The 25,434-nt window shown below is 33.8% G+C and carries 21 protein-coding genes and 3 pseudogenes; 14 read left to right on the top strand and 10 right to left on the bottom strand.

The genetic code is table 11. The features are described 5' to 3' along the window. Nucleotides 1-252 precede the first annotated feature (252 nt). A pseudogene (locus tag ABWU28_RS02125) lies at nt 253-648 on the top strand (hypothetical protein); the annotation flags it as partial. Nucleotides 649-678: 30 nt separating this feature from the next. On the opposite strand, the gene ABWU28_RS02120 reads toward ABWU28_RS02125, so the two are convergent. Beyond that, nucleotides 679-1,017 (bottom strand): outer membrane protein assembly factor BamE, encoded by a 339-nt coding sequence (locus ABWU28_RS02120; RefSeq protein ID WP_007302809.1) that lies wholly within the window; start codon nt 1,015-1,017, stop codon nt 679-681. 160 nt (nt 1,018-1,177) lie between these two features. Between ABWU28_RS02120 and ABWU28_RS02115 the strand changes: the two are divergent. Next, nucleotides 1,178-1,354, top strand: a pseudogene (locus ABWU28_RS02115) (hypothetical protein); the annotation flags it as partial. A gap of 12 nt (nt 1,355-1,366) precedes the next feature. On the opposite strand, the gene ABWU28_RS02110 reads toward ABWU28_RS02115, so the two are convergent. Further along, nucleotides 1,367-1,705, bottom strand: a complete 339-nt coding sequence (locus ABWU28_RS02110; protein ID WP_007302809.1) for an outer membrane protein assembly factor BamE — start codon at nt 1,703-1,705, stop codon at nt 1,367-1,369. Nucleotides 1,706-1,834: 129 nt separating this feature from the next. Here ABWU28_RS02110 and ABWU28_RS02105 point away from each other — a divergent pair, with 129 nt between their 5' ends. Next, a complete protein-coding gene (locus ABWU28_RS02105; RefSeq protein ID WP_052264911.1) occupies nt 1,835-2,824 on the top strand; it encodes a ribonucleotide-diphosphate reductase subunit beta in 990 nt (329 codons plus the stop codon). A gap of 75 nt (nt 2,825-2,899) precedes the next feature. After that, nucleotides 2,900-3,565 (top strand): annotated as a pseudogene (locus ABWU28_RS02100) (IS6 family transposase). Nucleotides 3,566-4,320: 755 nt separating this feature from the next. Here the strand turns inward: ABWU28_RS02100 and ABWU28_RS02095 are convergent. Next, on the bottom strand, nt 4,321-5,139 hold the full coding sequence (locus ABWU28_RS02095; protein WP_353275501.1) for a hypothetical protein: 819 nt from the start codon (nt 5,137-5,139) through the stop codon (nt 4,321-4,323). Between the two features lie 127 nt (nt 5,140-5,266). Then, complete coding sequence (locus ABWU28_RS02090) at nt 5,267-6,064, bottom strand: YgfZ/GcvT domain-containing protein (protein WP_006012580.1); 798 nt, start codon at nt 6,062-6,064, stop codon at nt 5,267-5,269. Nucleotides 6,065-6,176: 112 nt separating this feature from the next. Here ABWU28_RS02090 and ABWU28_RS02085 point away from each other — a divergent pair, with 112 nt between their 5' ends. From ABWU28_RS02085 to ABWU28_RS02065, 5 genes are all read left to right on the top strand, one after another. After that, the gene (locus ABWU28_RS02085) at nt 6,177-6,467 is read left to right on the top strand and encodes a co-chaperone GroES (RefSeq protein WP_007302813.1); all 291 of its coding nucleotides are present in this window, start codon (nt 6,177-6,179) and stop codon (nt 6,465-6,467) included. 89 nt (nt 6,468-6,556) lie between these two features. Then, a complete protein-coding gene (gene groL / locus ABWU28_RS02080; RefSeq protein WP_353275499.1) occupies nt 6,557-8,215 on the top strand; it encodes a chaperonin GroEL in 1,659 nt (552 codons plus the stop codon). 287 nt (nt 8,216-8,502) lie between these two features. Further along, entirely contained in the window at nt 8,503-9,006 is a 504-nt protein-coding gene (locus tag ABWU28_RS02075; protein WP_353275497.1) for a protein-disulfide reductase DsbD domain-containing protein, read from the top strand. Nucleotides 9,007-9,133: 127 nt separating this feature from the next. Beyond that, nucleotides 9,134-10,081, top strand: a complete 948-nt coding sequence (locus ABWU28_RS02070; RefSeq protein ID WP_214303391.1) for a hypothetical protein — start codon at nt 9,134-9,136, stop codon at nt 10,079-10,081. Nucleotides 10,082-10,212: 131 nt separating this feature from the next. After that, nucleotides 10,213-10,485 (top strand): protein-disulfide reductase DsbD domain-containing protein, encoded by a 273-nt coding sequence (locus ABWU28_RS02065; RefSeq protein WP_307847042.1) that lies wholly within the window; start codon nt 10,213-10,215, stop codon nt 10,483-10,485. A gap of 144 nt (nt 10,486-10,629) precedes the next feature. Here ABWU28_RS02065 and ABWU28_RS02060 read toward each other — a convergent pair whose 3' ends face one another. Beyond that, a complete protein-coding gene (locus ABWU28_RS02060) occupies nt 10,630-11,517 on the bottom strand; it encodes a hypothetical protein (RefSeq protein ID WP_353275495.1) in 888 nt (295 codons plus the stop codon). 638 nt (nt 11,518-12,155) lie between these two features. Here ABWU28_RS02060 and ABWU28_RS02055 point away from each other — a divergent pair. From ABWU28_RS02055 to ABWU28_RS02045, 3 genes are all read left to right on the top strand, one after another. Next, entirely contained in the window at nt 12,156-13,493 is a 1,338-nt protein-coding gene (locus tag ABWU28_RS02055; protein WP_052264771.1) for an alanine/glycine:cation symporter family protein, read from the top strand. Nucleotides 13,494-14,024: 531 nt separating this feature from the next. Beyond that, entirely contained in the window at nt 14,025-14,981 is a 957-nt protein-coding gene (locus ABWU28_RS02050; protein ID WP_213863789.1) for an IS5 family transposase, read from the top strand. Between the two features lie 315 nt (nt 14,982-15,296). After that, on the top strand, nt 15,297-17,510 hold the full coding sequence (locus ABWU28_RS02045) for a hypothetical protein (protein ID WP_353275705.1): 2,214 nt from the start codon (nt 15,297-15,299) through the stop codon (nt 17,508-17,510). On the opposite strand, the gene ABWU28_RS02040 is transcribed toward ABWU28_RS02045, so the two are convergent. The 3 genes from ABWU28_RS02040 to ABWU28_RS02030 form a co-directional block, all read right to left on the bottom strand. After that, the gene (locus tag ABWU28_RS02040; protein WP_052264696.1) at nt 17,497-18,087 is read right to left on the bottom strand and encodes a Maf family nucleotide pyrophosphatase; all 591 of its coding nucleotides are present in this window, start codon (nt 18,085-18,087) and stop codon (nt 17,497-17,499) included. The genes ABWU28_RS02045 and ABWU28_RS02040 overlap by 14 nt on opposite strands. Then, nucleotides 18,065-18,328 carry a translation initiation factor IF-1 gene (gene infA, locus ABWU28_RS02035; protein WP_052264695.1) on the bottom strand — a complete coding sequence of 88 codons (264 nt, stop codon included), beginning with the start codon at nt 18,326-18,328 and terminating at the stop codon, nt 18,065-18,067. Before infA ends, ABWU28_RS02040 begins: the two co-directional genes overlap by 23 nt. Nucleotides 18,329-18,399: 71 nt before the next feature. After that, nucleotides 18,400-20,058: a hypothetical protein gene (locus ABWU28_RS02030; RefSeq protein ID WP_353275493.1), complete on the bottom strand. Its 1,659-nt coding sequence runs from the start codon at nt 20,056-20,058 to the stop codon at nt 18,400-18,402. 560 nt (nt 20,059-20,618) lie between these two features. On the opposite strand from ABWU28_RS02030, the gene ltrA reads away from it, so the two are divergent. Beyond that, nucleotides 20,619-21,869 carry a group II intron reverse transcriptase/maturase gene (gene ltrA, locus ABWU28_RS02025; protein WP_353275288.1) on the top strand — a complete coding sequence of 417 codons (1,251 nt, stop codon included), beginning with the start codon at nt 20,619-20,621 and terminating at the stop codon, nt 21,867-21,869. A 24-nt stretch (nt 21,870-21,893) separates the two neighbouring features. On the opposite strand, the gene ABWU28_RS02020 is transcribed toward ltrA, so the two are convergent. Then, nucleotides 21,894-22,205 carry a hypothetical protein gene (locus ABWU28_RS02020; RefSeq protein ID WP_353275491.1) on the bottom strand — a complete coding sequence of 104 codons (312 nt, stop codon included), beginning with the start codon at nt 22,203-22,205 and terminating at the stop codon, nt 21,894-21,896. Nucleotides 22,206-22,363: 158 nt separating this feature from the next. Next, nucleotides 22,364-23,641 (bottom strand): adenylosuccinate synthase, encoded by a 1,278-nt coding sequence (locus ABWU28_RS02015; RefSeq protein ID WP_007302822.1) that lies wholly within the window; start codon nt 23,639-23,641, stop codon nt 22,364-22,366. Nucleotides 23,642-23,820: 179 nt separating this feature from the next. Here ABWU28_RS02015 and ABWU28_RS02010 point away from each other — a divergent pair, with 179 nt between their 5' ends. After that, nucleotides 23,821-25,335 carry a hypothetical protein gene (locus ABWU28_RS02010; RefSeq protein ID WP_353275489.1) on the top strand — a complete coding sequence of 505 codons (1,515 nt, stop codon included), beginning with the start codon at nt 23,821-23,823 and terminating at the stop codon, nt 25,333-25,335. The last annotated feature ends 99 nt before the right edge of the window (nt 25,336-25,434 follow it).

The following is a 25,434-nucleotide window of genomic DNA, read 5'->3' as shown; positions in this document are numbered from 1 at the left end:
TTATGAGTAAGTTAATACTAAGATAATATATAATAAAAAGAAAAGAGAGAGGAGCAGTCTTCTAAGAAGAAATAGAAGCTGTTTTAAACCTCAAGTCATCACTTTGTTACTACAGCACATTATCGATGTTTTGGTATTCAGAATCATAAAAATAGCTTAGTGTTAGCTATTTTTATAATAACCTCTCTTAAACAATTGATATTTTACAGTGTTTTTGGTAAAATAATAGCTTAAGGCTTAGAATAAAAGTTTATGAGTGAAGCACAAGGTCCAAATATTGCAGAATGGCAGGCACAGCAGCAACACCAGGAAGCCGCTAGTGAGAAAAGTGGTTTCGGTCTTGGTCATAGTGACTCTGTTGCAACAATTGTGGATGGAATGAAGTGGATGTTCAACTTTCATGAAGGAGCAATTGCTGCTTATAATAATGTGTTTGAAGGTTTGGTCAGTGGTAGCAGTCTAGTAACGTTATTTGGGAAATCAGGTAATATGTTTGGCATAAAATTTCTTGAAAGTCTTGCTGAATATTTTTCAGGTGGAGGTGGAGAAGATATGCCATCAGAAGGAATGGGTATGGACTACGGTGATGAGGGGCATCATCCGGATGATTATCCCCACTCTAACAATGAAATAGCTCAAAGTGCTGATACTTGTAATGAAAAATAGATCAGCAAATTTTCAATCAACAACAGCTAAAGACCTTTCTGCAACGTTGATTTCTCTTATATCTGTAACTTCGTCATTCTGATTAAACGAAATTTGCAGAGACTTACTACTGTACTTCCTTTTTCCCAAGAAGTTAGCTTGTTTAATTTTATATGAGACATAGTACCAAACATTTTCGTCGAACTTTGATACTAGTGTTGGCGATCCTAAAGTATGAACCACTTTTTCTCTATCATCACCTACTTGTATTTTGCTCCACAGTTCAATATTAATGCCAGGAACTCCGTGATTGTGAATAGTGTGAGTGCAGCTCACTGTAAATAATAAAATAAAAGATATTAATACTCGCATTTCGTCAATTAATTATTTGAAATCATAATACACTGATAAACTATCTGTCGTCAAATTTCAAAAAAGTTAAATTGACTGATTCTCAATATCATTTAATATAATATTTACTTCAAAATAATTAGGTACCTTATGTCATTGCTAGAAGCAGATCCAATATACAATGTTTGGCATAAAATTTCTTGAAAGTCTTGCTGAATATTTTTCAGGTGGAGGTGGAGAAGATATGCCATCAGAAGGAATGGGTATGGACTACGGTGATGAGGGGCATCATCCGGATGATTATCCCCACTCTAACAATGAAATAGCTCAAAGTGCTGATACTTGTAATGAAAAATAGATCAGCAAATTTTCAATCAACAACAGCTAAAGACCTTTCTGCAACGTTGATTTCTCTTATATCTGTAACTTCGTCATTCTGATTAAACGAAATTTGCAGAGACTTACTACTGTACTTCCTTTTTCCCAAGAAGTTAGCTTGTTTAATTTTATATGAGACATAGTACCAAACATTTTCGTCGAACTTTGATACTAGTGTTGGCGATCCTAAAGTATGAACCACTTTTTCTCTATCATCACCTACTTGTATTTTGCTCCACAGTTCAATATTAATGCCAGGAACTCCGTGATTGTGAATAGTGTGAGTGCAGCTCACTGTAAATAATAAAATAAAAGATATTAATACTCGCATTTCGTCAATTAATTATTTGAAATCATAATACACTGATAAACTATCTGTCGTCAAATTTCAAAAAAGTTAAATTGACTGATTCTCAATATCATTTAATATAATATTTACTTCAAAATAATTAGGTACCTTATGTCATTGCTAGAAGCAGATCCAATATACAAGCCTTTTAATTATCCTTGGGCATATGATGCATGGTTGCAGCAACAAAGGATACACTGGATACCTGAAGAAGTTCCGCTTGCTGATGATGTGAAAGATTGGAAAACTAAACTTTCGAATGTAGAGAAAAATTTATTGACCCAGATTTTTAGGTTTTTTACTCAAGCAGATATTGAAGTAAATAACTGCTATATGAGGCATTATTCAAATATATTTAAGCCAACAGAAATATGTATGATGCTTGCAAGCTTTTCCAATATGGAGACTATACACATTGCAGCCTATTCATACCTTCTAGATACGATTGGCATGCCAGAAAATGAATATCAAGCATTCTTAAAATATGATGCTATGAGAAAGAAGTATGAATATATGTTAGAATTTGAGGAAAGTAAAAAGCAAGATAAAAAACATGTTGCTAAAACTTTAGCAGTATTTGGTGCCTTCACTGAAGGATTGCAGTTATTTGCATCATTTGCAATTTTGCTCAATTTTCAACGGTTTGGAAAAATGAAAGGTATGGGGCAAATAATTGCTTGGTCAGCACGTGACGAAACCTTGCACACCAATTCAATTATCAATTTGTTCAATACGTTTATTAAAGAGAATAATGAAATTTGGAATGACGAGTTCAAAGAAGAATTATATTCTGCATGTCACACTATTGTTGAACTTGAAGATGAATTTATAAGTCTTGCTTTTGATTTAGGAGATGTTGAAGGGCTATCTGCAGAGGAAGTGCGCAATTATATACGTTACATAGCAAACAGAAGGTTAACGCAATTAGGTCTTAAATCTATATATAATGTTAAAGATAACCCTATTCCGTGGCTTGATGAAATACTAAATGGCGTGGAACATACAAATTTCTTTGAAAATAGAGTAACAGAGTATAGCCGTGCAGCAACTCAAGGCACTTGGGAGGAAGCTTTTGCTAAAAACGATACAAAAAGTGAATAGCAGTAACTTCGGTTCTGTCGCATTTGTAGGGAAGTAGAAAAAAGAATGATATAATTGTCTAAAAATAAAGCAAAGATGTTTCGTATCAATCAAAAATTATTGCCATCCTTCAAAGGATTTAGCTTTTCAGCGATGTTATCTGTATACATGAAATGTCGATTCTCTTTGAGCTATCGAGATTTGGAAGAAATTATGAGTATAAGGGGAGCAAAAATTGACCATGCTACGTTACAAAGTGGGTTATCACCACTGATAGATTAGGCAGTAAGGAAAAGAAAGAAGCAGGTTGGTAGTAGTTGGAGAGACCTACATTAAATTAAACGGTAAATGGGTTTATTTATATAGAGCACTATTGGTAATACTGTAGACTTCCTCTTGTGTGTTAGTAGAGACAAGTCTGCAGCACTTGCATTCTTTCGTAAAGCCTTCAGGAGTAACTATCTTCCTGAGAAAATTGTCATTGATAAAAGCGGCAGTAATACTGCTGCTCTTGATGATTTGAATGCAGAAATTTCTGAAGATTATAGAATCACAGTTCTTCAAATAAAATATCTAAATAATATTGTTGAGAGGTTTATCAAGAAGCGAATAAAGCCTATGCTTAGTTTTAAAAATTTTCATTCCGCAAAGATTACTATTACAGGTATAGAAAATATTCGCATGATTCAGAAAAAACAAATTATCGGAGCTAATGACAATGTTTCTACTTTTGAGAATTTTGCTATGTTAATGGCTCTATAACTCCTATAATCCCAGCTTTAATGATCTTCTTTTCTATGGTTTATAGATGCAACAGAACCAGATAGGTTGCTGTGTAAAAATTTGGGAAATGTTTTTGTTAGTATTAAAAATTACATAATGTGTATTATGGAAAATATAAGAAACACAAGCTTTCAGCAAGAGAAAATGCAATTTTTGCTCTTCTCAAACAGCATAAAAAAGTGCCTGTTGAACCTCCAGATTAATGCTCAAAAATGTTCAATTGATACTTTAAAAGTATTACTTTAAAAATACCTAAAGTATCACTTCAAAAGCACTTAAAAATTTTATCTTTTAGGAAAAATTTTCCAAGACTACCCCCTTATTGGCTTTTGTTAGAAAAATATTAAAACTATAACCAAATATGTAATCTTTTATATGATTGTATTAGCTTAGCTCCCTTAATGGTTGTTTCTTTTTTTTTTAAAATATTAAAATAAATATAACTTTTCAGAGTTATCCACAGTTTTTTTATTCTCAATTATATATTAGTATTTGGAGATCATATTTATTATAGATCTCCAAAGTACTCAGAAATGTAAAGTTATGTACTCTACTAGGTTATCAACTTAGTTATTAACAATTCTGTGGATAACTTAAACAGGAAAAAGGGGCTTTTGTGCGAGTTTATGGTTATACATATCGTAAAACAAGGTATCTAAAATCCTGTTAATAGATACTTCAAAAAATTTGGAGAAAAGGAAGAAGCTTCTTCCTTTTTTTACTTAACTACACTGTTACACGCCTAGACTTGCATAAATTTCTTCTGATAGTAGATCAACATTATCTACATTCCCACTAGGCTTTGATATTTTATATGTAATACCACCAGCAACAAGTCCAGTGAGTACAGCAGCAGCTACAGCTATGCCAATTAAAGCCAATATTGGTAATGAAGCACCAGCAGCAAAAAGTCCACCACCAACTGCTAATCCAGCTATAACACTGCAAATAGCACCAGCAACAATTGCTTTACTAGTTGGGCTAAATAGCTTATTTTCAACATTTGGATTTATTTTATCCGTACTGCTTTCAGCTTTCACTCTATTTTCAATAAGGTCTCTAATTGAGGTTATCAATTTCTTAAGATTTTCTTTTTGCTGTACACATTTTTCATTTGTCAATTCTCTCTCTATAGCACCTTTAATTTCTTCAAGCTCACCTTTTTTTAAAGAATCGAAAAATTCTTCTTTCAAAGCTTCTAGAACATTATTTAAAACTTTTGATGGATATTGGCGACTAGGATCTGTAATATATTCAATCAGTGAAATAGATTCCATCTTACCTTGATTGTTAGAAGATAAAATCTTTGCTCTTACAACTTCTTTAAGCAAAACTAGTTCTTTCGCACGCTTCAAAACTGCTTTAAGATAGTCTACACGAGTTGCTTCATAAGTTCCAATTATTGACTCCTGAGTTTTTTCATTAGTTTCACTAAAAATAGTAAGAAAATCTTCTTTTGATACTGTTCCTAAAAGTTCACCAATATCTCTATTATCTCTAAATCTTTTATATAATTGTTGAAATGATACTTTCTGTTTTGCTGTTAATGGCATATCAAACTCTCCTATTAAAAATAATAATATACTTTAATTATGATATATTTAAATAATAAAGTCAAGAATTTAACTAGTATTGCAAACACTTAAACAAGAAAAAGGGGCTTTTACTCGAATAGATATTTTATAACGTCTTAATGCTAACTCCACCGACATATAAATTTGCGTGGCTTTTTCCAGTATTAAGCAATGCAAGTCCAATATTGTCGACACTAGAGCGTAGTTCTCCTACTTCTTCATTATGTTCACTGATTACTTTAGTGCCAATATTTGGAAGTGCATTTTTTCCCTCAACAAGGTAAAGTTTCCTTCTGAATTTTTCTTGTCTGCTCATTCGATTTACAACTTCCTGACCTATATAGCACCCTTTATTAAAGCTTATACCATTTATCTTATCGATTAAATATTGCAGCGGAAATGATGAATTTTGCACCATATCTTTTGCTCCATCTGGGACAAGGTTTTTAATTCTAACTTTTTCATACTGAATAAAATCTCCAACCGGTTCTTTTATTTCATCTTCATGTATGATCCTCATTCCTAGCAGCTTGTGCCTTGGATCTTGAAAAATAACTTGTGACTTACTACTACACTTCGCCAACTTAGCATCAAACAAAACTCCAACCTTATATAGTGAACTAATGTCTTTAATCCTCACTCTAAGGTAAGTTTTGAGCAAGTCTAATTTTTCAATTATTTGCTGTAGATGGGCATTTTCACACTCCAAATAAATATATTTATCATGCTCAATGAGGAAAAAATCGTACAGATATTTTCCCTGAGGGTTGAGTAATAAAGAGTAAATTGCCTGCTGGCTACTTAGTTTATTAATATCATTTGTTATAACACCCTGAAGAAAATCTCTCGTATCTGGTCCGTATAAAGATATTAGACTACGGTTTGCTAGCGGTATGTAACCCATAAAACTTCTGTTCAAATCTTAATTATACACTTTTACTAACTCCAACCCTTGAAATGTAACCTTTAGATGACTACATAGAATTGTAGGTTAATCTATTAATGAGGAAACATAAATGTCAAGTGTAAATTTGAATGTATTAGATGATAACGTGCTAATAAAGCCTATTACTGAAGAAAAACAAGGTGGAATTGTACTACCATCAAGTGCTGAAAAGAAGCCTACTAAAGGTGAAGTTATAGCAATTGGTAGTGGTTCACGCAACTCAAGCGGAGAGCGTATAGCTTTAACTGTAAAAACTGGTGATAAGGTTTTCTACAGGCAGTGGGCTGGCACAGAAGTAGAGCATGACAATGAAAAGTATGTCGTGATGAAGGAGTCAGACCTACTTGCTGTTATCAAGTAGGTATCCCTATTTTACTAAACTAATGCGCTATATAGTGCATTATGTATTTTAATATTCTAAATTTTTTATTAATTTAAGGAGTGATAAAAATGGCTAACATAGTAGTATCAGGCGAACAGTTGCAAGAAGCCTTTCGTGAAGTTGCAGCAATGGTTGACTCAACGGTGGGAGCAACTGCAGGGCCTAGGGGAAATACAATAGGAATTAGCAAGCCATATGGTGGACCAGAGGTCACAAAGGATGGCTATAAGGTAATGAAAGGTATAAATCCTGAAAAACCATTACACTCTGCGATAGTAAGCACCATTGCTCAAAGTGCTTCTCAGTGTAATGACAAAGTTGGTGATGGTACCACAACATGCTCAATACTGACTAGCAATATGATAATGGAAGCTTCAAAGTCAATTGCAGCTGGAAATGATCGTATTTGTATCAAAAATGGAATACAGAAGGCAAAAGATGTGATATTAAAGGAAATTACATCAATGTCTCGCACAATTTCTTTAGAGAAAATGGATGAAGTTGCACAAGTTGCAATAATTTCTGCAAATGGTGATAAAGATATTGGTAATAGCATTGCTGATGCTGTTAAAAAGGTTGGAAAAGAAGGCGTCATCACTGTTGAAGAGAGTAAGGGTTCAAAAGAATTAGAAGTTGAACTTACAACTGGTATGCAGTTTGACCGTGGTTATCTCTCTCCATACTTTGTTACAAATAATGAAAAGATGAGCGTGGAGCTTGATGATCCATATTTGCTGATTACAGAAAAAAAACTTAATATTATTCAACCTTTACTTCCTATTCTTGAGGCTATTTTTAAGTCTGGTAAACCTTTGTTTATCATTGCAGAAGATGTTGAAGGTGAAGCATTAAGCACTTTAGTGATCAACAAATTACGTGGTCTAAAAGTTGCTGCAGTAAAAGCTCCAGGTTTTGGTGATAGGAGAAAGGAGATGCTCGAAGATATAGCAGCTTTAACAGGTGCTAAGTATGTCATAAAAGATGAGCTTGGAATCAAGATGGAAGATTTGACTCTTGAAGATCTTGGTACTGCTAAAAATGTTAAAATCACTAAAGACAATACCACAATTGTTAGTGAAGACAGCGACTGTGACAAACAAAACAGAGTAAATGCTAGAATTAACCAGATTAAATCTCAGATTGAAACTTCAACCTCTGATTATGACAAAGAAAAGCTAAGAGAGCGTTTAGCAAAATTATCAGGCGGCGTTGCTGTACTCAAAGTTGGTGGAGCAACTGAAGTAGAGGTAAAAGAACGTAGAGATAGAGTAGAAGATGCACTTCATGCAACAAGAGCTGCAATTGAAGAAGGGATAGTTCCAGGTGGAGGAGTTGCACTTCTTTACGCTGCATCTGCTCTTGATAAGCTAAAAGCTTCAAGCGATGAAGAGCAAATAGGTATCAACATTGTCAAAAAAGTTCTCAGTGCTCCAATCAAAAGATTGGTTAAAAATGCTGGTCTTGAATCTGCTGTTATAATTGACTATTTGATTAAGCAGAATGATAAAGAGCTTATATACAACGTTGAGGCTATGAACTACGCTAATGCATCAACAGCTGGTGTAATTGATCCGGCAAAAGTAGTTCGTATTGCTTTTGAAACGGCAGTGTCTGTAGCAAGCGCACTTATTACTACTGAATCTATGATAGTTGATCTACCAAACAAAGAAGAAAATGCTTCATCACCTATGGGTGCAGGAGCAATGGGCGGAATGGGTGGATTCTAAGTAAACAAGAGCCTTGGAGCAACTTGCTCCAAGGTATCTTTCTAGTTCTAAAAAGTCTTACATTTATAAAGGAAATAAATTTGTGATTTTCTATGCAAAGCCACTACTATTTATATTTGTTACGTCTCTTTAATATTATAACTGCTTAAAAATAAAAAAATAATATATGAAAGTTATAATTGCTAGTATATTACTATTAGTATAATATTATATTAATAAATGATTTATATAATATTTTTATTATAATAGATAGAACTTAAATTATTTTCTTCATAAATAGAGTATTTATGAAAATACGTATATACTCAATCCTACTTTTACTTTTTTCTTGCACTCAATTGTGCGCTGAAGAAGAAGTTGCAAAATTTGATCTGCTCATTGGTAAGATAAATAAAGCAAACCTTACCATTGAAGGCGCAATAAAGGTTACAATAAAACCAGGTTGGCATATATATTACAAAGACCCTGGAGATTTCGGCCTTCCTACTTCCTTTGACTGTCAGGGTAACATATCAAATATAGATATTCATTGGTCTACTCCCAAGGAACATGAAGATAAAGTTAGGGAAGTTACATTTGTTAGTAACATATATGAAGATATGGTGTTATTTCCCTTTAAAACTAATATCATTCCAAATCAGGAATACGTTGATATTAACTTTCATATAAAGTACGCAATATGTAAAGATAGGTGTATCCCTAAAAATGCCGAGATAAAAACCAGTCAACCACTAAAGGATTTTATAGATTCTGATATCAATAAACTCATAAATGAGTGGTACAAGAAGTAAGGTTAAAAAGCAAGAGCTTAACAACTATAGTTGAGAAAGAGCTTTAAAAGCCTTATGTGCAATTAAAGTCATTAATTATTTACTATATTATGTTAATATAGTAATATTAATTTTTTGATATACAATCATGACTCATCAATGTAAACACATAATAAATGAAACTGCTAATCAAAAAAAAGAAGAAGGAATAGAAGGTGTGATTATTACTACAGCACACGCTTCAGATGATATGCACAACTGCGTAAAACGTGCAAATTATTCTACTCTTACTAAGCACATTTGTCAACCTGGTTGGTTTATAAAGGACCTATTGGAGGAATTTTTTCCTGAATTAATACACAATGAAAACATCATGCATTATACTAACCCAAACCCTGTTAAGGAATACTATGCAGCAAATTTTGCTATAACATTTGAATGTAAGGAAGATGCAAAGTGTGGAAATGCAATAGATTATACAAACTTTTTACCTAGCGGTATATGGTGTAGTGGAAAAGGTAAAACGAATACTAGCGGTAAGGGTTATCCTTACAATGAGCTCTCTGCTGATAATAACAATAAAAGTGCATGTTATCACAGTAAAGATTTTAATAAAAATGCACTTCATAACAAAAATTTCTTCTGGAATACAACGTGTCCTAATCTAGTATTAGATCGTAGCGTAGAAGAGCTAAAAGAATGTGCAGGTAAAACTATAGTTGCAAAATTGGTATCACCTTTAATAATTGTTGATAAGAGTAATATGATAATAGATAAAGATGGCAACAATACTAAAATACCCTATCTTCACTTAGAGCACTTCTTAACTTTTGACGGTAAGCTTAAAGATGATCCTAAAAACAACTGTGCAATTTATAAGAACCTCACTAAGAAACCCACTGAATTAATTGAATTAAAAGATAAAGTTTTATGGACTTCCGACAAAGAAGTAAAGTTGATAATTCCTGACACTGGTAATATGAGATGTTTAGGTTCTCCTAGTAAAAGTGAGAGCGTAATTCAAAAGAGTGATGAGATAACTACTGATAACGAAGAGCTCCCTAGCTATAACTACAGTAGTGATTATGTGCTATAATTTTCTTGAATGTACGCTCAAGAAAAGGTTTATTGCTACAATTTTCATGATACAAAAATAAGCTTAGGTATTTTAACTTTTTTATAAGGTTTGATACCTACTCTCTTTCCTTTCAGCTATAAACATACAATATAGATATTCATTGGTCTACTCCCAAGGAACATGAAGATAAAGTTGGGGAAGTTACATTTGTTAGTAACATATATGAAGATATGGTGTTATTTCCCTTTAAAACTAATATCATTCCAAATCAGGAATACGCTGATATTAACTTTCATATAAAGTACGCAATATGTAAAGATAGGTGTATCCCTAAAAATGCCGAGATAAAAACCAGTCAACCACTAAAGGATTTTATGGATTCCGATATCAATAAACTCATAAATGAGTGGTATGAAAAATAGAGCTCCCAGCGAGCAAGTGATAGTTATACGATAGCTTAAAAATGTTATTCCTGTCCCTGAATTTTCCAATAAAGATCTTTCCAAAAATTTCGATCATGAAGCCTTTTGGTCCCCAAAAGGCTTCATTTCAATCAATAACGAAAATTATAACTTTGAAAGAGCTGCTTGCTTATTAACTCCTGTAGTGATTTGTATGCTTTCCACACTTGTTGAAGGATAAAATCCTTTTATTACTTCAGAGCCTTCTCGCTTTAAATATGACAATGCTTCATATAAAGGCTTCGCTTCATATTGTCTTCCTACTTTTACTTCTTTATTTGCAGCTAATTGCTCCCAAGTGACACCATTGCTTTCAATAAACTCTACAGCACCATTATCACTAATGATAATTTTCATTTCACACTCTTCTCCTTCAGCATACCAATTTAAAGTCATATAATATGAGCCGTTAGCTACTTCATAAATTCTTGTTCCATTCTCATCAACTCTGCAGCGTATTCCCCTTGTTTCACATTTGCTTTTACTAGGCAGCAATAATGTACCATCTACACCATATTTTCTGCATATATCACTATTTAAAACATCAACCACATTTATTGATTTTGTAGGATCGCCAAGCATAATTCTGAGTGCAGGCTTAATCTTACCTTTCTTTCTACTTTCTTTAATTCCTATATATTCTAAAGTATTATCTTTTATACTTTCCTTTACATCTTTTGCAATTTTCTGAGCAATTGCACCTACGACATTTTTGCTATCGTACTTATTGGCATGTTTATATTCATACCTGCCATTAACCTCATATCTATACTTTTCCTGTCCTTCTTCATTGGAAAGTACAGTAGAAAAGTGTTTAAACCACTTTTCATCATCATCAATACTAACTTCTTCGTTCTTATCTTCAGAATCCATAGATACTTTACTATCTGGGCTCAGATTTTTAAAAAAATTATCTTTTAAGCGCAAATAAAAACGATTACTTTTATCAAAATAATCCTGATTATTAACTGCTTTTGGATTATCTACCACCATATTACCTCCACATATTAGCTATATAGAGGTATATATCAGTGTTGACCTTCTAGGTCAACACTAAACAATAACGAAAACTATAGTTGTTTCTTTTCACCTGCTAAAGATTGTGCTTGTGCTTCATCTACACTTGTTGAAGGTTGCTTCTCAATATGTGTGATTTAGATATTCTCGTGCTTCATCACTATATTTAATGCTCTTGTAGCTTAAACTTCTTATCAACACCTTGCCTAAATGAAAATATTCCTATTTCTTGGAAAAATTTGTTATATTTACCTTGGTTACTGACTCTCATTTTTTATGATATATTTATCCTTAAGCGGTTAAATGGCTATTTTATAATGAATTTTGTCAGTAATCGCTAGTTTTTCTCCTGCTATGCAACAAAGCCCTCTGGCATCCAGATTAGACACTAAGTTGATAAGTATAAAAGCAGCTAACCTTATGTAAAAACACAATATTCCAGTGTTAAGCACTGGAATGACATTGTATGAACATTGTACCATATTACAATCAGTTGTGATTGGTATGACAAGATTAAGAGGTGCTAGAATAATGAAACCGAAGTCATACATAGAAAATAGGTTGGGTATTTTCAACTTTTGCTATATACTCAAGTAAAAATCTCTCTTTTACAGATGGATACAGTAAAGTTTGTTTTCTTACTGCCAACAATACTACTCATACTAGTTGCTGGTGTTTACCTATCGGTTAAACTAAAATGGTTACAGGTGTTTAGACTACCGTATGCCGTTTCACTTATTGGAGCTAAAAGAGGAGAAAATAAATTTTCTTCTATAGCCGCCCTGTTTACAATCTTAGGAGGAAATTTAGGAGTAGGAAACGTTTCAGGCACTGCTGTTGCTCTAAAAACCGGAGGACCAGGATCCATTTTATGGATGGCAATAATTATTGTTGTTACTTCTGTGATAAAATATGTTACTTGTTACCTAAGTATAAAAACCAGAAAAGAAAAAAATGGACGGTTTATAGGTGGACCTGTAGCCTACATGACTGATGCATTTAATTCTAGAAAAGCTACAGTTGTGTTTCTAGTTATTATGATGATGGTTTCAATAACAGTTGGTAACCTTGTTCAGGTAAATTCTCTATCAATACCACTCAGCATGGTAGATATACCTGTAGTCATTGGCGGCATTGTAATGGCCATAATATTTTTTGTTGTTGCAGCTCTCAGCTTAAAAAAAATTAAAATTTTTATATCGGCTATGATACCGATAATGACGGTAAGTTACCTCACACTTTGCGGTATCATATTATTTAAGTTTAGTGAAAATATTCTTCCTTCTCTAAAACTAATAACAAGCAATTTTTTTACAACTAGTAGCTTTAACTCTGGCTTATCTTTAGGTTTAATTTTAGAAATGTTGACTATTATTCAAGTAGGAACTCTGCGAGGTATTTTTGCAACAGATATAGGACTTGGCCTCGAAGGAATTGTACACTCCTCGATTACTCCTAAAAAAAATAACAATAAATTTATCATTGAACAGAGTCTAATCACAATAATATCTCCTTTTATAGTTGCACTCATAGTGTTCATTACAGCAATGGTACTGCTTGTCACAGATTCTTGGATTACTGATTTAGAGAGCACTAACATGTGCATTTTTGCTTTTAGAAAAGCTATGAATTGGCCCTATACTGACTATTTAATTATGGCTATAATGTTTTGTTTTGCCTTTACTACTATCTTTACTTGGTTTTTTTGTTCAAAACAAACAATACGCTATGTATCTATGGATAATAAATACACTAAAATCTGGACTGTAGTTTTTACCTTAATCATTCCATTTGGTGCAATCGGTGGAGTTAAGTTACTCTGGGATATCGCTGATATTTCAATTGCTGCTTTGCTACTCATAAACATACTTGCTATACTCAAGCTCACTTCTCAAGATCCAGAAGTATTTACTATGAGTAGCAAATACCTGAAGTTGCAAAAACAGAGCTAAAGCAATATTTTAAGTTGTCATCCCAGTCTGGAATCCAGCCTTTCATGAACTTCATCAAAAATTTTATGTTTTAACATAATACTTTTATGCTCACTAACTGAGTGCCACTGGATCCCAGTGGGCTTTGTTGCATCGCTACCTATGAAAGGCTAACTATACAAGCAACTTATTGAAAATCTTATTTTTTTGCAGTCAATCTGATCAAATTTAAGAATAGTAATTTATTGTTTGTATTAGTAAATTTAATTCTACTTAAAATAGCTAAAGCATTGAAATTCTTGAATTTTAGCTAGATTAGTGAATGGTAGTAAAATTTCTTTTACTCAAATTTAGATATTCACTGACCGTCCTTACTATAAATGCTAGAATAATAAGCTACTGATATTCTTCATCTTTTTTATCTTTAATCCGCCGTAGATAGCGATGCAACAAAGCCATCCCAGTGGGCTTTGTTGCACCACTCAAGGAAAGAACAGGCAGTTACTGATGGAATTTGTTATAAAATAGATATTTAGCCGACAAAGGAAAAATATGCCAATAAGAATGAAAGTCAGTAACTGCAATGAATATAACAAATTTCTTCAAGAAAGGGGAAATGTTTTTCATTATATCAACGATGCCATTGAAAATTGGTACGAAAATAGTCCAAAAGTAGCAGGTGGCAACAATGTCTACAGCGACAAAGTAGTGATTCTAATTCACATAATAACCTATCTATTCAGGATTGGTCTTAGGCAAACAGTGGGATTTATAGAGAAATATCTTGAGCAAATAGGGAAAATTTTGCAAATTATCAGCTATTCGCAGGCTTCAAGAAGGTTTAAAAAGCTTAATATCAAAATCAACGACTGCAGAGTTGATAAGAACGATATGGAAGATATTGAAATTGCTATAGATAGTACAGGTATCAGCATCTACAATAATATTCCAGGCCATAGTAAGGCAAATGGTACAGATAGAAAGTATCGCCGCTATGAGCAAACAAGAAAGCTACATGTAATGCTAGAGATAGGTAGTAAAAAAGTTATAGCTGCAAAATACAGTAGTGGAGTTTATTCCGACCACTATGGAGCCTGTGATCTTATTGAAAGAGTGGATACCAAGTATAACATAAGCACGATATATGCAGATAGGGCATATAATCGAAAGAAGTTATACAAACTGTGCGATGAGCTTGACATAAAGACAAGGATTCCTCCGCAAAATAATGCAGTAGAGCATCCAAAGTTGGATTATATGAATGAGAGAAATTCTACAATCAAGCTCATAAAGTCATATGATGAAGATGGTATGAAGAGGTGGAAAAAAGAGATAAATTATTGGAAGAGATCTTATATAGAAAGTTTTTTCTCGCGACTGAAGCAAATATTTGGATTTAGTTTTAGGAATAAATCTGAGATTAATCGTGAGAAGGAACTGTTACTCAAGTGTTATTTGCTTAACAAATTTACTGAAATAGGCATGGCTAAGTTTGATATAGCTTCATGAATTTATTATACATTACCCACTATCCGAAGAGCTGTGCAACAAAGCCATCCCAGTGTCAGCTACTCAAATGACATACTTTTTGGTGAAAATTACTCTTATATTACAACGTTTGTAGTTATGAATTTGACTATAGGATCAAGTCTAGAAAAATCTAGATTCCAGACTGGGATGACAACTTAAATTGCTTGATGTGAACATAAAATAGCTCATGTCATCACGTTAGCAATACAACTTCTTTAATAAAAACTAAATCAATTCCCGTAATAATTGTACTAGCTAAGGCTAAAAGGCAGAGGGTTATTAGTGAGGGAAAATATGAATACTCAAAGCACACAACAATATCATGAATTCATTCGAGGATTTTTTACTTTATTCGATGAAATAAAAAAGGAAGACGACCCAATTTATAATTCCAGAGTTGGTTTTAATGCAGTAAAGTTTCTAATAAAGCACCCCATCTGGAATTTGGAGACAGATGAAGACAAAAATAAAGCTTATGAAGTTATTCTTCCAGAGCAGAACAAGATAAAGAAAGCCGAACAAAAGCTTGAAAGTGAAGTTAAAGCAAGGTTAAAAGAGTATGTTGATGATATCGCAGGAGTTTCAATATATGGCGATCACGCAAGTATTACACTGGGAGATGACAAAAAAGAGTTTAAAATCAGCGAGTTTTTAAATAGTGACTTTTGTCAGAAGAAAGGAATTTCGGGATTTTCAACGCTGCATAGTGATGGAAAGAGCGGAATGCACGGTTTTGTTGCCGAAGAAGGAGAGAAAAGAATAAGGCATTATGTTGTAACCGATGGTTCATATGAAATGACTTTGAATTGGCATGACAAAAATGGCAAAAAATGTACTATCAAAATCAAGATTGATAAAGATGGTGTAGATCTCACTGAACGTAATGGTGTTACTGAGGAACAATTAAAAGCAAACACAGATGTAAAAATAGGTGGCTTATTCCTATATCAAATACAATTCAAGGAGAAAGGACAAGAACAAGAGAATCAACAATCATCTGAAACTTTCATAGAAAATGATATTAGTAAAGGTGTTGGCGTTCAAGCTACTCAAGATCAAGAAGTTAAGTTTAAGCATGCAACGACTAGCACTACACATTCTAATAACGCATCTGCTAAAAAGATTCCACCGTCACTGCCAACTAGAACTAGTTTATTACCTAATAATCAGCAAAAAGGTGAGTATCAGCCAATACGGATTAATAGTGGAAATAACTACAATTCTCCATATTCTGATCATTCAAACAGTACTGCTTTCACCAAATCTGTAAGCCAAAATCAAAACGATAGGCAGTCTACATTTACTACGTTTGGATATACTGCATCTGGAAGCCGAAGATCAGATGAAAGTGAGCAAATATCTAATAATCGGCAAAAAGGTGCAATTTTTGATCCTACAACTAATGAAAGCACTGCAGCAGCACAAGACGTTGCATTCAAAAAAGTTAAAGGTGCATTTAAGTATGAAAACGCTAAAGAATCAAGCAATACTGGAAATAAGCAATCACTAAATGATGTAGCTTCGATTCTTGCATGGAAAGCAAAAAATGAGTTATTACGTAGTGAAAGTAAGTATGGTGAAGAATTTTCTGACTTCGAAGATGGTTGGAGCGATAACGAAGATGAGTATATAACGCTTTCAAAACCTCAATCAGATTATAAACAAGAAAAAGATTATCTTAGCACTAAGGAAAACGAAGAAAGAGGAAACGATGAACAAAAAGAAACCGAACAAGAAAATGAATCGCTAGAATACAGCTCAACAGATATAAAAACAAACGATTCGGGCTATTCATCTCCAACTCACTCTAATCATGAACAATCTCGAGTAAATTCTGGACAGTTAAAAGCGAGCCTAATGAATGTTGAACAAAGAGATTATACCCTACTTACGGAATTTACCAGTAGGTTGGATAAAGAAACTCAGAAATTCCCGCTAAAACCAGTAAATCAAAAGAAAATGAGTGAACAAACAAAAGAACATTTATTAGCAGCTGGATTGCTAAAAGACAATGCAGCGGAGGAAGAAATAAACGACTCAGGTTACTCATCTCCAACTTACACTAGCCACGATAATTTTCAGGTAAATCCTGAACAATTAGAGAGGAAATTAGAAACCATTGAACCAAAAGATACATTGGAAAAATTGAATAAAGGATTGAGAGACCAGGCTACTAAAGATTTATTCTCAGAAAGTATGTTGAAAGAAGTAAAAGAAGGTAAAAAATATGACCCTGTACGTAAGTTATTAGAAAGAAAAGTAGCAGAACAAGAAAATGATAATACTAATCTGACTATAGACAAAAATAGCGAACTATATAAATTGCTAGAAAAAGATGCAGCACAACTGAAAGCTGGAATAGTAGAAGAGGAAAGAAAAGATACTTTAACAGAATGCAATGATAGTCCTGATCGCAATAGAATTGCATTAGCAAATAGAAATAGAATCTGGGCTAAACTTATTGCTGAAGAAAAACAAAAAAAGGACAGTGGTATTAGTATAGGTTAAAGTAATTACTTAGCAAGCAATGGGTTTCATGTAATGGTAACCCTATTACAGAAGAGTATGAGCCACGTAAAAATAATACAAACATTCCTGCAAGACCTTGTATGTTGCACCCCCCTGCCCTGTTTTTCCACTCTTCTGATGCTAAATAATATTTAATTTCTTGTTCGCTGAGACGCTTAAATTTCACTATTGTAACTACAGTCCTAATATGCTGTTTAGATTGATCAGGAGTTAATAAACACACACTGGTGTATACTCTATGCCTTCTTCCTGATAACAAGCGAACGCATTTTTCTGCTTGCTCAACGTTTTCAGCTTTGAGCAGTATCCTTCTACCACAAGCAACAACTGTATCAACACCAAGCACAAAGTAATCTGGATTTGAACTTTGTGTTTTCTCAGCTTTACTTTTTGCCATACGGATTGAGTAATCTCTTGGAAGTTCCTTTTTTAAAGGAACTTCATCTATGTCTGCTGGCAAAATTAAACCTGGCTCAATATTTATTTGTTTTAGTAAAGCTATACGCCTTTTCGATGATGAAGCAAGAATAAGATTATTTAGAGATCGTTCTGTCACTTGTACCTTTAAGCCTTCTAATTATCCTACCCTTTTTTGCATTCCTATCATAAACACTCATCTCAACCAACACCCTATCGCCTATAATTATGCGTATTTTACTTCTTCTCACTTTCCCTGATACATGACAGATAATCTCATGTTCATTGTCCAGCTTCACTCTAAATTCTGCTGCAGGTAGTAAAGCAGTTACTGCCCCTTCCACTTCAAAAATTGTTTTTGATTTGTCTTCTTTTATCATTGTCGTATTATAATTTAATAATCTTTTTCAGTCTACTATAGATTTTAAATTATTATCAATACAGGAGATTTTTATACTCTACTTGAGTATTGCTCTTGCAACTTAACTCCAATCATCTCCTTAACAATGCAAGAGGAAAGCGAGCTACCTACGCTTCTACTCTCTACTACCTTCTCAATAGAAGTTATGTTAGAAGATAAATCATTATCACAATTTTCCTCATCGCTACCATATCCTCCATCAAAGCTTAAAGATCTGCATAATGTTGTTTTTTCTTTCAGTGGAACATTAGACTCATTATCAGTTTCGTTAAAAACTTCTCCCATTAGAGTATAATATTTTTTTATACAACCACTGGGGATTTCATTCATTCTTTGTTTATCAGTAACTTGATCTTGTTGGTCCTCTAAGTATTTCACTTGATGATTTAAGTTTTCTATCTCCTCTTTCATTTCTTTAATTGTTTGAATTTGATCTGCAATTACGTCGATATAGTTCTCTTTCAATTCATCAATATTATCTTCATCTTCAGTGAGTTCAAGTATATCGTCTAGAAATTCCTCGTACTCGTTTTCTGGCTCCTCAATGTCGAACTTTAGTCTCTCTTCTTCAAGTTCATCGTTCAAATTGCTACACTGCCTCTCTAACTTTACAATTGTTTCTGCTTCTATTTCTTGCTTTAATTCAACATTTTCTTTAGGTAGCATTTGATTATCTGGAATCAATTCATCCATTTTTTGTGAGTTAGTTTCCGCTTGAGTTCTGATTTGTTGTGAAGCAATTTCTGGTTGAGTTTCAGTGTGCTGTAAATTGACTTCCAATGCATTGCTATTAATAGAAGGAGAAGAAGGAAGGCTATTATCAGCATCAACTTTATGATCTAACTTCCCCTCTGGTTCCTTACCTTGATAAGCCACCATAGATTCATTGTAAAAATTAATAGGAGTAGCCCTATCCTCTTCTAGTGATTCCATTACAGCATCATATAAGGAGAGACCTTGAATATATAATTCATCGTTTTGCTTTATTAATTCTAGAATCTCCTTCGATGACACAAAATCTTCACCATCAAATTTTAGTACTTCAGTTATGCCATCACTACTCACATTCATAATCATGGTACACATTCCTGATCCATCTTTTGCAGCCCAAGTGCTTGTCATTTCATAATATGCACCTTCTTTAAATTCATAATATCTTTTCTTATCTTTTTTATGAGCGTGTATTTCATGTTTTTTATTGCAATAGATATTCAGTTCTTTAATATCTTTCTCTTGCTGTAAAACGTCACTAATCTTTGTTGGCTTACTATTGTCGTAATGAGTAAGGTTAATATTCAAAACTTTATTATTATTGTCAATTTCTTCACAGTAAACTTGAAAGTCCTCTTTCCATTTTCCAAAATACCTACTTGCAACTTCTTTTCCTTCCTTTACTAACTCTATGTATTTACCTATATTTTTCTCAAAGTCCTCATTAACAGGCTTTTCTCTTTCTTTTACTGCTTCATCCACATACATTCGCTTAAAATCATTATCACCTATTAGATTACTAAAACGCCAATTACCATAAGCTTTTTGTATATCAGTAAAGTCCATCTTTTCTCTCAAAAGCGCTAATAAGCTTATCTTATCTCTCAAATTTTCTAACTCACAATCGAGAAAATCATCGAAACTGCATAACTTTTTATACAGTTCCCTATCTTCTATAATTGAGCGAAGAAATTTCATTATAGTAAGGTTCTGTGTGCCGCAGTGACACAGGGAATGTTCAAAGATGAACACACGAGTGTTAAGCTGTGCAATAGATGAAGGTAGGTCCTTCAAAGCCGGTTTGTAAGAGCAGGCTTTAAACTACCATAAGCTGCTTTGGTAAAGAGCTAAGGTGGTGAGCGTTATGGAAAAGTCGTAATTATACGGCATGTGTGAAATAGAGAGATGAACGAAAGTGAACCACTGATGAAGTGTCGAAAACTGTAAATAGATGACGTTAAAACCAGGGGCAATAGCCTCTCCTGGGACAAATCTACCAGAAACTTGCTTACTGGGTAGGTAGCGTTCGGCATAAAGGTGGCATGAATCTATTTTAGGCTATTGTATGGAACTGCGGGAACCTGTCGTTTCGATGATAAGGGAGAAATCCAAGGAGCTAAACTCCAAGGATGAGAGTACCGATGCGAAGAACAGGGGCGGATCAGCTTGTAGTAGTGAAGAAGTTTCTGTAATGGAAATGGAGCGAAGGAGCTGAGTTATTCAGTTTTAATTATGTATCAACCGAAAGGGAGGAGTTAATGAATAAAACAAAGTCTTTTGATATACCAAAGCAACTTATTTGGAGGGCTTATAAACAAGTATCGAAAAATAAAGGTGCGGCTGGTGTGGATGAGGTATCGATAACAAAGTTTGAAGAGAACCTGAAGGATAATCTGTACAAACTATGGAATCGGATGTCATCAGGAAGTTATTTTCCAGAGCCTGTAAAAGCTGTAGCAATACCGAAAGATACGGTAGGGGGACAAAGAATTTTAGGTGTTCCTTCAGTATTCGACAGGATAGGGCAAACGGCTGCGTCTATGTATCTTGAGCCGCTAGTAGAGCCAAAATTCCATGAAGATTCATATGGTTATAGACCGAATAAATCAGCACTGGATGCGGTAGATACGGCAAGGAAAAGATGCTGGAGGTATGATTGGACGATAGATCTAGATATATCCGGGTTTTTCGACAATTTGGATCACGAGTTGGCATTGCAAGCTATCAAGAAGCATACAAATTGCAAATGGGTCATACTGTATGTTGAAAGGTGGATGAAAGCCGCTATTCAGCTAGAAGATGGCAGTAAGGTAGTTAGGGATAAAGGAGTTCCGCAAGGAGGTTCAGTTAGCCCAATCATCTCTAATATATTCATGCATCATGTGTTTGATATATGGATGAAAAAGAACTACCCGACGGTACCATTTGAGAGGTATGTGGATGATGCGATAGTGCACTGCAGAACAGAGAAACAGGCAGAGTTTGTGAAAGTAATGATCGAAGAAAGATTGGCTGAGTATAAGTTGAAATTACATCCTGAAAAGACACAGATAGTGTACTGTAAGGATGACAATAGGAGTGGTGGATTTCCTAAACAAAGTTTTGATTTTCTGGGTTACACATTCAGACCCAGGTTAGCAAGAAATAAAATAGGGAAATATTTTGTCTCATTTCTCCCAGCAATTAGCAACAAGGCCAAGAAAAAGATTACTACAACCATAAGGTCATGGAAAATGCTACGAAATACGCATATAACATTAGAGGAGATATCAGGAAAAGTAAATCCAATAGTCAGAGGCTGGTATCAGTACTATGGTAAATTTTACAGAACTGAGGTATACAAATCTCTAAAGAATATAGAGCGGCATCTAGAGAAGTGGGTGAAAAGGAAATATAAGAGACTCAGGGGTCACGGAAGACTAGCAAGACAATTTCTAGGAAAGGTGAGAAAGAGGTCTCCGGATATTTTCTATCACTGGACACTAGGGTTAGGCCAAAAGGCTGAATAATGGAAGCTGTATAAATCGAGAGGTTTACGTACAGTTTTGCGAGAGACTGGTGGGGAAGTTCCACTGGTCTACTCTCCTAATGAAAGGCTCATTTTTTTCTGCATCATTAATATAGCTTTTGAGAAATTGAAATATACCAAGCCCATCACTATCTTGGACAAACTTCTCTCTATCATTAACACAATTGTTGCCCTGTGATGAACATAATCTATTATGCAATTTTTGCAAGTCATGTATTGACTTAACTACATATTCTGCAACTGACAGTTCTCTCGGCTGATCACTTGTTTTTTCCGCTCTTACTGCTTTGTCTCCCTTAGTCAAACCTGCAATCATAATACGCCTCCTTTAACTATGTTTATATTATAACAATCAACATGTATTTAAGAAAAATCACACTGCTCACTGTACGTTTACGCTGCTACTTTGCATAATAGATTGCTTGAAGTCACACAAGTATCGTTTTTTATTAGATAAAAGTTAACAAGACGTTTTCATAGATTTTTAAGCTTAATAACATCCTCTCTATTGGGACTAGTTGAAATTAGATGAATTGGTACACCTATTAATTCTTCTATTTTTCTCACATATTTCATCAAATTTGCAGGTAATTCCTTAACTGACCTTTTGCCTTGAGTTTTCTCTTTCCAACCAGGAAATTCTTCATATATTGGCTCTAATTCTTTTTGTATTGAATGTGATGCGGGTAAATAATCATACATTTTTCCGCCATACTTATAACCAGTGCCTATTTTAATAGTATCAAAAGAATCAAGAATATCTAATTTGGTTAATACAATGCTTGAAACTCCAGAGAGTTGTACGGCCTGGCGCACTAAAACTGCGTCAAACCATCCGCAGCGCCTTCTTCTATTGCTTACTGTTCCAAGTTCCTTACCTATAGAAAATAAGCTGTCTCCAATCTCGTTATTTTGTTCAGTAGGAAATGGACCATTACCCACTCTTGTTGTATACGCTTTTGCTACACCAATAATTTGAGCATTGTAGGATAATCCTGAGCCTGTTATCGCTTGCGATGCTACGGTATTACTTGAAGTAACAAAAGGGTAAGTTCCGTGGTCGATATCTAAAAATGCGCCTTGAGCGCCTTCAAATATTATTTTCTTACCTTCTTTCATAAAATCATTTAGTATCTTCCACACAGGTTTTTTATATAAAAGAATTTTTTCTGAAATCTCTTGAATTTCCTTTAATATTTCTTCTTTTTTAACTACCTGGTAGTTAAGTCCTTTTCTGATAGCATTATGGTAACTCAGGAGAGCATCCACTCTTTGATTGAGCTCATCTGTGTTTTCTAAGTCACAAAGGCGTATAGCTCTCCTGCCAACTTTATCTTCATAACATGGCCCTATCCCTTTGTTTGTTGTACCAATTTTGTGATTTCCGTTTAAATCTTCAAATAGCTTTTCCTTGTCCTTATGTACGCTAAGTATTAATGGACAGCTCTCGGATACCATCAAGTTGTTATAGTTTACGTCTACTCCTTTAACTTTCAATGACTCTATTTCTGAGACTAGAGCATGTGAATCAAGAGCAACACCGTTTCCTATAATAGATATTTTGTCCGCTCTCAAAACAGCAGAGGGCAGTAAATTTAATTTATAAACCTCATCATCTATTACTATAGTGTGCCCTGCATTATTTCCTCCCTGAAATCTCACAACTACATCTGCATTCTCAGAAAGATAATCTACTATTTTACCCTTGCCTTCGTCACCCCATTGCAGACCAACAATTACAATATTATTCATCACTATTTTCTAGATTAATACGTAAATATTAATGCAGCATGCTACAAATGAAAAGAGAAATCTACGCCTTTCCTATATCCCTAAAATAAAGAAATAGACTATCGACTTTTTTATATATTATAAAATTATTCATCATTATATGGTACAACTTACAGCATATTTATAGTAAGGTGTTAATTATGAAAGAGGCAAAGAAGAGTCCGGTAGTTAGATTAAAGGCCACAGCTAAAGAATTCAATTTTAGTAAATTAAGAGCAGATCAAGATAATAAATTAGCGAATTCCGGTGAAACAATGTTCTTAGATTTTCAAAGAATGAATTTTATTATTAATGAAAAAGAAATAGATAAAAATTTTATTATTGCATTTAAGGAAGGAGCTAAAGATTATAAAAATGAGATTTTTAACCGTGATAATTTTGATAACCTCTCTGAAGAAGGTAAAGCTTTTATGGAACCAGTACTTAAGGAGCTTGATCAAGATAGACTATCTGAAGTTTGGGAAAATCATTGTAATAGCCCTACAGTTGCTGATGAAAAAAAAATTGATGAATATAGAAAGGAATTTGAGAGATTTTATAACGCAGGGAGAAGCTCTTATCATCTATTCTCCAAAAAAGATTACCGTGCATTAGCAAAGGAAATTTTCAAGGAAATGTTCAGGTACGCTGGGGCAGAAGTTCCAAGTAATGCTATTTTAGAAGAGCTAGTCACCAATTGTAATCAAGCAGGGTATGAAGCTGGTATATTTAATGAATCTCATGCAGCACTCAGTAGTTGTAGCTTGATTCCACATAGTCCTAAAAAAGCGCTAAACATTTACTGCACTGATCACAACCACATAAAAGTGAAGTCTGATATGGCAATGCCTATAACCACGCTTAACAATCCGAAAGAGAAAATATGTGACCTATCCAGCTCATTAGAATTCACACTTGAATCTCAAGATAGCAAAAATGGTATAATATATAAAGAAGGTAAGTTATCACTTACTATTCCTGAAGAGCTAAAAAACTATAAAGATAATGGCAAGAGCTTGTTTGACATTATTAAAGAATATTTTCAGAAATTCTGTGCAGAACTAGGATTTAAATATGAGACAAAAATACAAATAGAGCATGACTTAGGTACTCAAATCAAAGTAAATAACTATTTAGATGGTACGATATCAACCATAGGATCAGATGCAAATGAAGAATTTATTAATCTTTTAAGCAAAAACCTCAGAGAGAAGTTATTGGAATCAGGAGTTGCTCTAGGAGGTGAAGACGTTGATGATATTATTGAAGTCAGAGTATCTGCAGTTATGGATCTACTGCGTGATTATACTAAATTAGAAGATAATAAAGAAAACAGAGAGTTATTAATAAGTGAAGTAGCAGATAATTTAGGGCTTTCCACTCAAGATAAAACAGCATCAGAAGTATTGATGGAATTAAACTCTTTACCTTCTTCGATAAAAGGTCAGGTTAATCATAATCAAGTGCAGTTTGTTGTAAATATTTTTACCAATTTAATTGTTGAAGGAAAAAGCGAAGTATACAAAGAAAAAAATGCAATTCATCAGAAGATAGATAAGGCAATTGTTGAGCAAGAAAAAAGAGCAACCAACAAACAAGATATAGAAAATGATAAATGGACAGATAAAATAAAAAAACAGAGATTATCTATGGAATCACATGGGCATTTGCATTAAAGATACTGTGTACAGAGGCGTAGTATGCTCAATTTTCGCCTTTCATTTAAAGCACTCAAATTGATCAAACACACTCAATCGAAAGCGTTTGTAGATTCG

Source organism: Wolbachia endosymbiont (group B) of Pilophorus perplexus (genome assembly GCF_964028155.1).
In the GTDB taxonomy this organism is placed as follows: Bacteria; Pseudomonadota; Alphaproteobacteria; order Rickettsiales; family Anaplasmataceae; genus Wolbachia.
The sequence above is the reverse complement of the archived record's forward strand: the minus strand, read 5'-3'. Positions and strand labels throughout refer to the sequence as shown.

Excerpts from the sequence above, each read along its gene's own strand:
- ABWU28_RS02120 (WP_007302809.1), bottom strand. The coding sequence starts at position 1,017 with ATGCGAGTATTAATATCTTTTATTTTATTATTTACAGTGAGCTGCACT.
- ABWU28_RS02110 (WP_007302809.1), bottom strand. The coding sequence starts at position 1,705 with ATGCGAGTATTAATATCTTTTATTTTATTATTTACAGTGAGCTGCACT.
- ABWU28_RS02105 (WP_052264911.1), top strand. The coding sequence starts at position 1,835 with ATGTCATTGCTAGAAGCAGATCCAATATACAAGCCTTTTAATTATCCT.
- ABWU28_RS02095 (WP_353275501.1), bottom strand. The coding sequence starts at position 5,139 with ATGCCATTAACAGCAAAACAGAAAGTATCATTTCAACAATTATATAAA.
- ABWU28_RS02090 (WP_006012580.1), bottom strand. The coding sequence starts at position 6,064 with ATGGGTTACATACCGCTAGCAAACCGTAGTCTAATATCTTTATACGGA.
- ABWU28_RS02085 (WP_007302813.1), top strand. The coding sequence starts at position 6,177 with ATGTCAAGTGTAAATTTGAATGTATTAGATGATAACGTGCTAATAAAG.
- groL (WP_353275499.1), top strand. The coding sequence starts at position 6,557 with ATGGCTAACATAGTAGTATCAGGCGAACAGTTGCAAGAAGCCTTTCGT.
- ABWU28_RS02075 (WP_353275497.1), top strand. The coding sequence starts at position 8,503 with ATGAAAATACGTATATACTCAATCCTACTTTTACTTTTTTCTTGCACT.
- ABWU28_RS02070 (WP_214303391.1), top strand. The coding sequence starts at position 9,134 with ATGACTCATCAATGTAAACACATAATAAATGAAACTGCTAATCAAAAA.
- ABWU28_RS02060 (WP_353275495.1), bottom strand. The coding sequence starts at position 11,517 with ATGGTGGTAGATAATCCAAAAGCAGTTAATAATCAGGATTATTTTGAT.
- ABWU28_RS02055 (WP_052264771.1), top strand. The coding sequence starts at position 12,156 with ATGGATACAGTAAAGTTTGTTTTCTTACTGCCAACAATACTACTCATA.
- ABWU28_RS02050 (WP_213863789.1), top strand. The coding sequence starts at position 14,025 with ATGCCAATAAGAATGAAAGTCAGTAACTGCAATGAATATAACAAATTT.
- ABWU28_RS02045 (WP_353275705.1), top strand. The coding sequence starts at position 15,297 with ATGAATACTCAAAGCACACAACAATATCATGAATTCATTCGAGGATTT.
- infA (WP_052264695.1), bottom strand. The coding sequence starts at position 18,328 with ATGATAAAAGAAGACAAATCAAAAACAATTTTTGAAGTGGAAGGGGCA.
- ABWU28_RS02030 (WP_353275493.1), bottom strand. The coding sequence starts at position 20,058 with ATGAAATTTCTTCGCTCAATTATAGAAGATAGGGAACTGTATAAAAAG.
- ltrA (WP_353275288.1), top strand. The coding sequence starts at position 20,619 with ATGAATAAAACAAAGTCTTTTGATATACCAAAGCAACTTATTTGGAGG.
- ABWU28_RS02020 (WP_353275491.1), bottom strand. The coding sequence starts at position 22,205 with ATGATTGCAGGTTTGACTAAGGGAGACAAAGCAGTAAGAGCGGAAAAA.
- ABWU28_RS02015 (WP_007302822.1), bottom strand. The coding sequence starts at position 23,641 with ATGAATAATATTGTAATTGTTGGTCTGCAATGGGGTGACGAAGGCAAG.
- ABWU28_RS02010 (WP_353275489.1), top strand. The coding sequence starts at position 23,821 with ATGAAAGAGGCAAAGAAGAGTCCGGTAGTTAGATTAAAGGCCACAGCT.